Annotated in this window: 6 protein-coding genes; 5 read left to right on the plus strand and 1 reads right to left on the minus strand. The window is 63.2% G+C overall.

Annotated features, from left to right (window positions below):
- A partial coding sequence (locus BLX41_RS35100; protein ID WP_259744713.1) for a twin-arginine translocation signal domain-containing protein occupies positions 1 to 501 on the minus strand: 501 nt, incomplete at its 3' end.
- Between the two features lie 173 nt (positions 502 to 674).
- On the opposite strand from BLX41_RS35100, the gene pvdM reads away from it, so the two are divergent.
- The 5 genes from pvdM (at position 675) to BLX41_RS11385 (ending at position 7,313) form a co-directional block, all read left to right on the plus strand.
- Positions 675 to 2,024 carry a pyoverdine-tailoring dipeptidase-like protein PvdM gene (gene pvdM, locus BLX41_RS11365; RefSeq protein WP_123724946.1) on the plus strand — a complete coding sequence of 450 codons (1,350 nt, stop codon included), beginning with the start codon at positions 675 to 677 and terminating at the stop codon, positions 2,022 to 2,024.
- A 33-nt stretch (positions 2,025 to 2,057) separates the two neighbouring features.
- Positions 2,058 to 3,338, plus strand: a complete 1,281-nt coding sequence (pvdN, locus tag BLX41_RS11370; RefSeq protein ID WP_123724947.1) for a pyoverdine-tailoring periplasmic protein PvdN — start codon at positions 2,058 to 2,060, stop codon at positions 3,336 to 3,338.
- Positions 3,339 to 3,385: 47 nt separating this feature from the next.
- Entirely contained in the window at positions 3,386 to 4,276 is an 891-nt protein-coding gene (pvdO, locus tag BLX41_RS11375; RefSeq protein WP_123724948.1) for a dihydropyoverdine dehydrogenase, read from the plus strand.
- 32 nt (positions 4,277 to 4,308) lie between these two features.
- Positions 4,309 to 5,328 (plus strand): GNAT family N-acetyltransferase, encoded by a 1,020-nt coding sequence (locus BLX41_RS11380; RefSeq protein WP_123724949.1) that lies wholly within the window; start codon positions 4,309 to 4,311, stop codon positions 5,326 to 5,328.
- Between the two features lie 329 nt (positions 5,329 to 5,657).
- The gene (locus tag BLX41_RS11385) at positions 5,658 to 7,313 is read left to right on the plus strand and encodes a cyclic peptide export ABC transporter (protein ID WP_123724950.1); all 1,656 of its coding nucleotides are present in this window, start codon (positions 5,658 to 5,660) and stop codon (positions 7,311 to 7,313) included.
- The last annotated feature ends 200 nt before the right edge of the window (positions 7,314 to 7,513 follow it).

Raw genomic sequence — 7,513 nt, forward strand, 5'->3', positions numbered from 1 at the left:
CTCGACACGGCCGCTCAGGGTGCCGCTGCCGGCGTTGGCGAAGTCGGCCCAGACTTCATCCAAGCTCATCTTGAACTCATAAGTGGCGGCACCGTCCGCCGCCGTGGCAGGAATCAATCGCCAGTACATCTCACCCGGCTGTGGGCTCACCAGGTCGGCAACGATCCGGTAGCGCGGCTCGGCGCCGCCGCGCAGGCCCTCGGCGGTATCCAGGTAACCGCGCAGGCCGCGCCCGCGCTGGGCGATGTCGAGAAACACTTCCAAGTCCTGGCGCCCCAAGCCATCGAGCCCGGCATCGGCACCTTCGAAGCGAATGCTCCAGATACCCCGCAACTGGTCCGCCAAGCGCTGCCCGGCGGTATCCGCCAGTTCCACTGTGGCCTCGCCCGGGGTGATCGGGAATTCCTCACGCGTCAACTCGCGATGCACATAAAACGCCGCCGGCACGGCAGCGCCAGTCAGCGCCAAGCCCGCCATGAACCCTCGTCGAGAAATCGTCATTGCCCTACCTGTGTCAGCCCTGATGCAGGCTTTATCCAAGCTAGAACGTTTATTGCCCCAGGAAATTTACCGCCCGCGCAGGAGGCTTAAATTTCCTCGTCACTGGCTCGTTCTTCCCAGATAGCAAAGGCCCCTGTGCCTGCACCTTGACGGCGAATCCGACTGAGATGGCAATGACAAAACCACGTTCGAAGAAGGCTCTTTACATTGGCCTGCCGCTGGCCCTGGCGATTGGCGCCGGCGCCGGCTTCCTGGCCTGGGACTACTGGTTCAGGGACAACCCCGGCTACCCGGTCAAGGTGATGAAGCAGGCAGAAGAACTGCAGGAGCGCATCCTCTCCTTCGACAGCCACATTACCGTGCCCCTGGATTTCGGCAGTGCCGGCAACGAGGCCGACAAGGACGGCAGCGGCCAGTTCGACCTGGCCAAGGCCGGACGCGGGCGCCTGTCCGGCGCAGCCCTGACGATCTTTGGCTGGCCGGAAATCTGGAACGGCCCAAATGCCCCTCATCGCCCAACGGCGGGCTTTGTCGACGCCGCGCGTAATGAACAGGAAGCGCGCTACAAGATTCTCACCGGCATGGTCCGCGATTTCCCCAACCAGGTGGCCATCGCCCACACCCCGGAAGAGTTCCGCCGCCTCAATGGTGAAGGCAAGTTCGCGGTGTTCCTCAGCATGCTCAACGCCTACCCGCTGGGCACCGATCTCAACCAGCTCGATCTCTGGACTGCCCGTGGCATGCGCATGTTCGGTTTCAGCTATGTAGGCAACAACGCCTGGTCCGATTCCTCGCGGCCACTGCCGTTCTTCAACGACACCCCGGATGCCCTGGGCGGGCTGTCCGACCTGGGCCAGCAGGCCGTGCGCCGGCTCAACGATTTGGGGGTGATCATCGATGTTTCGCAGATGTCGACCAAGGCCCTGGAGCAGGTCAGCCAGCTCAGCCGCGCGCCCTTCGTCGCCTCGCACTCGGCGCCCCGGGCCCTGGTGGATATCCCGCGCAACCTCAGCGACAAGGAAATGCAGCTGATCAAGGACAGCGGCGGCGTGGTGCAGATCGTCGGTTTCCCCACCTATATCCGCCCCCTGAGCCAAGCGACCCGGGACAAGCTCAATGCCCTGCGCGCGCGTTTCGACCTGCAACCCTTGACCGGGCTGGAAATGGCCCTGATGCCCGGCGACGCCATCATCACCGTGTGGCCCGAGCAGCGTTTTGGCGAATATGCCGGCGAGCTGTACAGCATTGTCGAAGCAGAACCCAAGGCCACCCTCAAGGACTTCGGCGACGCCATCGATTACGCCGTGAAGAAGATCGGCATCGACCACGTCGGCATCAGTTCGGACTTCAACGACGGCGGCGGCCTGGACGGCTGGAAGGATGTCAGCGAGGGCCGCAACGTCACCGCCGAACTGCTGCAGCGCGGCTACAGCGAAGCGGATATCGCCAAGCTCTGGGGGGGCAACTTCCTGCGGGTCTGGGAGCAGGTGCAGAAGTCCGCCAAGCCTCTGGCCAACCGCTGATCCTCCCCTTTTGCCAACCAGTGAAATGAGCTCATGACCGATCGCCGTACATTTCTCAAACAGGCCGGCATCCTCGCCGCCGGCCTGCCTCTGGGCGCCGGCGCCCTGGCTGCGTCCGGCACCAGCACCCCGTCCCCCATGCCCCAGGCCCCATGGGCGCAACTGCGCCTGCTGTTCAACCAGGACCCGGACTACCTGCACTTCTCCAACTTCCTGGTGACCTCGCACCCAAGGCCCGTGCGTGAAGCCATCGAACGGCATCGCGCCAATATCGACCGCAACCCTGGGCTGATCATGGACTGGGACCTGCAGGAACCCTGGAAACGTGAGGCCCAAGTCCGTCAATGGGCTGGCCGCTACCTGCAAGCCAAGCCCGGCCAGATCGCCCTCACCGGCAGCACCAGCGAAGGCCTGGCAATGATCTATGGCGGCATTCACGTACGGCCCGAGCAGGAAATCCTGACCACGGTGCACGAGCACTACGCCACCGAGTACAGCCTGCAATACCGGGTGCGCAAGCAAGGCACCCAGGTGCGCAAGATCAGCCTGTTCAAGGACCCGCACCGGGTGTCCAAAGATGAAATCCTGGATTCGATCAAGCGCAGTATCCGCCCCAATACCCGAGTCCTGGGCATGACCTGGGTGCAGTCGGGCAGCGGCGTGAAACTGCCGATCGGCGAGATCGGCCAGCTGGTGGCGGAACTCAACCGCCAGCGTGACGAGCCACAACAGATTCTCTACGTGGTCGACGGTGTCCACGGCTTTGGCGTGGAGGACCTGAGCTTTCCCGACATGCACTGCGATTTCTTCATCGCCGGCACCCACAAGTGGATGTTCGGCCCCCGCGGCACCGGGATCATCTGTGCCCGCTCCGAGGAACTGAAGAACGTCACCCCCAGCGTGCCGACCTTTTCCGAGGACAACAATTTCGCCACCAGCATGACCCCCGGCGGCTACCACGCCTTTGAACACCGCTGGGCCCTGGATGAAGCCTTCAAGCTGCACTTGCAGCTGGGCAAGGCCCGGGTCCAGGCGCGCATCCACGGCCTCAACAGCTACCTCAAGCAACGCCTGCAGGAGCTGCCCCAAGTGGAGCTGGTCACCCCCCTGAGCCCCGAGCTATCGGCGGGGTTCACCTTCTTCCGGATCAAGAATCAGGACTGCGACAAGGTCGCCGCCTACCTGATGGCCAATAAGGTGGTGGTCGATGCCGTGGACCGCGACGTCGGCCCGGTGATCCGCACCGCGCCTGGCCTGCTCAACGACGAACAACAGATCGATCGCTTCATGGACCTGCTGCGCAAAAAGGTCTGAAGCCGCCCCTCCTTGCGCCCTGCGTCACTTTTAAAAAGAGAGTCATGATGAAACAGCATTCACTGAGCACCGCCCACCGCCCGGCCCTGGCCAGTCTCTCCCTGGCCCTGCTGCTGAGCCTGTTCCTGCCGACCGCCGCCCAGGCCGCCGCCCCGCCCCAGCCGGGCAAAGTATTCAAGGACTGCAAGGACTGTCCGGAAATGGTGGTGCTGCCCGCGGGCACCTTCACCATGGGCACCCCTGCTGACGAGGTCGGCCGCCAGGAGGATGAAGGTCCGATGCATCAAGTGACCTTCGCCAAACCTTTCGCCATCGGGCGTTTCCAGGTCCTGGCCGGCGAATGGGCGACCTACCTGCGGGAAACCGGTTACCGCATGCCCGACGGCGACACGCGCCCCGGCCGCGAATGCAAGGCCGGCAAACCCCGCTACGAAGTCGGCCCGCGCCAACCGGCGGTGTGCCTGGACTTCAACGAAGCCCAGGCCTATACCGCCTGGCTGTCCAAGCGCACCGGCCAGCACTATTTCATCGTCAGCGAAGCCATGCGCGAATACGCGGCCCGCGCCGGCAGTACCGGCCCCTTCCCCTTCCCTTTCGACGAGGGCAAGGAGTACAGCATTGCCAAGCACGCCAACACCTACGGCCCGGAAGACGGCTTCAGCTTCACCTCGCCAGCCGGCTCCTTCCCCGCCAACGCCTTCGGCGTCTACGACATGCACGGCAATGTCTACGAGTTCACCCCCGACTGCTGGCATGAGAACTATGTCGGCGCCCCCACCGACGGCAGCGCCTGGACCGAGCCCAACTGCAGCGTCCTGCAGATGCGCGGCAACGATTGGACCGAAGCGCCGATTTTTTCCCGCTCAGGCAACCGCAACAACATCTACCCCACCGATCGTGGTGACTGGCTGGGGTTCCGGGTTGCCCGCGACCTTTGACCCTTCCCCTCATCGACTGACGGAGACACACCATGAAAGCAGCTTTGTTCACCCTGTCGCTGAGCGACGGTTCCACCGCCAGCGTGCATGACGCCGAGGAGAACCAGGGCAGCCTGCACACCGAGGGCTTCGCGGCACTGACCTTTCGCAGCGATGGCGAACTGATCGAGATCGCCGGCGAGATTGCCCCCAACTACCCGGCCAGCGCACTGCTGGCCTTGCTCGGCGGGCATTTCTGCTACAAGAAAAAGTCCGCCCAGGTGCGGGTTCGCCTGCGTGCCAGCCGCGACTTTGCCGTGTCGGCCATCCGCCAGGGGGTCTTTGACACCTTGCTCGCCGCCGACACCCATCAAGTGGAACTGCAGTGCCGGCGCAGCACCTTCTGGCAACACCCGCTGCCCTGGCTCAGTGCTCCGGCCAGCGCCCACACCGCGCCCTTCTACCAGTTCAGCGGCGAGAAACGTCACCCACAACGCCCGCCACTGCCCCAGGGCGAGGTGTACCGCCGTCGCCTGCCGGGGCTCAACACCGAGTTCAGCCTGCGCACCATCGATCCGGACCGTGACCTGCAAGCCTTCAACCGCTGGATGAACCTGGAGCAGGTGGCGTTCTTCTGGGAGCAGGCCGGCAGCCTCGACGAGCACGCCGCCTATCTGCAAGACATGCTCGCCGACCCGCGCGTCCATCCGTTGATCGGCTGCTACGACGACGAGCCTTTCGCCTACTTCGAAGTCTACTGGTGCAAGGAAGACCGCATCGCCCCTTACTACGATGTGCAGGACCACGACCGCGGCTGGCACGTGGTGGTGGGCGAGAACAAGCACCAGGGCATCGGCAAGCTCAAGGGCTGGTTCAATTCGCTGATGCACTACATGTTCCTGGATGATCCACGCACCCAGCGCATCCTTGGCGAACCGCGCATCGACCATGACCGGCAGATCGACTTCCTCAAGTCCCAGGGCTTTGGTCACTTGAAGGACATCCAGCTGGCCCACAAGAAAGCCGCTCTGCTGCGCCTGGAACGCGAGTTCTTCTTCGATCGGCCACTTTGAGCTGATCCAGCGGTCGCTGCAGCCTCCCTGCAGCGACCGACGCACGGCGCGACGCCAGGCCTGCGCTAAATCCCCCCAGTGCCACTTCGTCTTCTCTGCAACGGTCTTGAGTCAAGCCCCGTCCCGAACGCGACAGCCTCCTCAAGCCCGGCATTGAAGCGCACGGCACTGCACGCCGCGTCGCGCTGTGCACCCCGGACCCTTGCCCGTATCTCGATCCATTCCAGAGGAAGCGCACCAGATGAACCCGACGGCTGCACCCCGGCCCCCATGCCCCAACGCAAACCGCCTCTCACCCGCCCTTATCCGTGCTTGAACCAGGAGTCATCATGAACAGCCCTCCGCGTAGCCGCAGCGCCATCCGTGACCTGCTGGGCCTGCTCAAACCTTTCTGGCCCACAGTGGCCGTATCGATCGTGCTGGGCATCATCGGCGGCCTGAGCATCACCGTCCTGCTGGCGACCATCAACCAGGCCCTGAACGGCGCCGACGGCCTCAGTCGCGGCGTGGTCCTGACCTTCGCCGGGCTGTGCCTGCTGGCGCTGCTGTGTTCGATTCTGTCGGACATCGGCAGCAACTACGTCGGCCAGCACATCATCAGCAAGCTGCGCAAAGACCTGGGGGAAAAAGTCCTCAGCGCCCCCATCGAGCAGATCGAACGCTATCGCAGCCATCGCCTGATCCCGGTACTGACCCACGACATCGACACCATCAGCGACTTCGCCTTCGCCTTCGCGCCACTGGCCATTTCCCTGACTGTGACCCTGGGCTGCCTGGGTTACCTGGCCCTGCTTTCATGGCCGATGTTCCTGCTGATGCTGGTGGCCATCGTGATTGGCTGCAGCGTGCAGTTTGTCGCGCAGACCAAGGGCATCAAGGGGTTCATGGACGCCCGGGATGAAGAGGACAACCTGCAAAAGCACTACAACGCCATTGCCGACGGCGCCAAGGAACTGCGCATCCACCGGCCGCGCCGCAACCGCATGTTCAACCAGCGGATCAAGCACAGCGCCGAGCACATCTGCAACAAACAGATCGAGTCGGTGAACATTTTCATCGTCGCCAAGACCTTCGGCTCCATGCTGTTTTTCGTGGTCATCGGCCTGGCCCTGGCCCTGCAGTCCTTCTGGCCCAACAACGACCGTGCAGTGATGAGCGGTTTCGTCCTGGTGCTGCTGTACATGAAGGGCCCCCTGGAATTGCTGATCGGCAACCTGCCGATTGTCAGCCGCGCCCAGGTGGCCTTCCGCCGGATCGCCGAACTGTCCGAGCGCTTCTCCTCCCCCGAACCGCACCTGCTGCTCAGTGAAACCGCGAGCCAGCCCCAGACCGTGCACAGCCTGGAACTGCACGATGTGCGCTACGCCTTCCCAGCCGTCGAAGGCAGCGCGCCCTTTGCCCTGGGCCCGGTGAACCTGCGGATCAACCAGGGCGACATCGTCTTCATCGTTGGCGAGAACGGCTGCGGCAAGACCACCCTGATCAAGCTGCTGCTGGGCCTGTACCGACCCCAGGAAGGCGAGATCCGCCTCAACGGCAACGCGGTCACTGCCGAGACCCGCGACGACTATCGACAACTGTTCACCACCATCTTTGCCGACTACTACCTGTTCGATGACCTGGTCCAGGGTGGCGAACAACTGCCCGAAGATGCCGAACAATATCTGCGCCGCCTGGAGATCGGGCACAAGGTGAGCATCCGCGACGGGGCCTTCACCACCACCGACCTGTCCACCGGGCAACGCAAGCGACTGGCGCTGGTCAACGCCTGGATCGAAGAACGCCCGGTGCTGGTGTTCGACGAATGGGCCGCCGACCAGGACCCGACCTTCCGGCGCATTTTCTACACCGAGCTGCTGCCGGACCTCAAACGCCTGGGCAAGACCATCATCGTCATCTCCCACGACGATCGCTATTTCGACATTGCCGACCAGTTGGTGCGCATGGAAGCGGGCAAAGTCAGCTGCGAACTCGAACCGGCCTGATTTTTTACGTCTCGGCTTTCCGGTTTTCGGGAAGTCGAACGTCTCATAACAAGTTTGAGAAACATTCACATTTAAAACGAATTCCCATTGCCGCTTAATAAGAGCAAATGAACATGCCAGCACCTCTTGGACTCACCCCCCTGAAAAAAGCCCTGCTCATGCGCCATGCGCTGCGGCCGAGCTTGCGTCCCTATCTGCTT

The organism is Pseudomonas protegens (assembly GCF_003732485.1).
GTDB classification, from domain to species: Bacteria; Pseudomonadota; Gammaproteobacteria; order Pseudomonadales; family Pseudomonadaceae; genus Aquipseudomonas; species Aquipseudomonas protegens_B.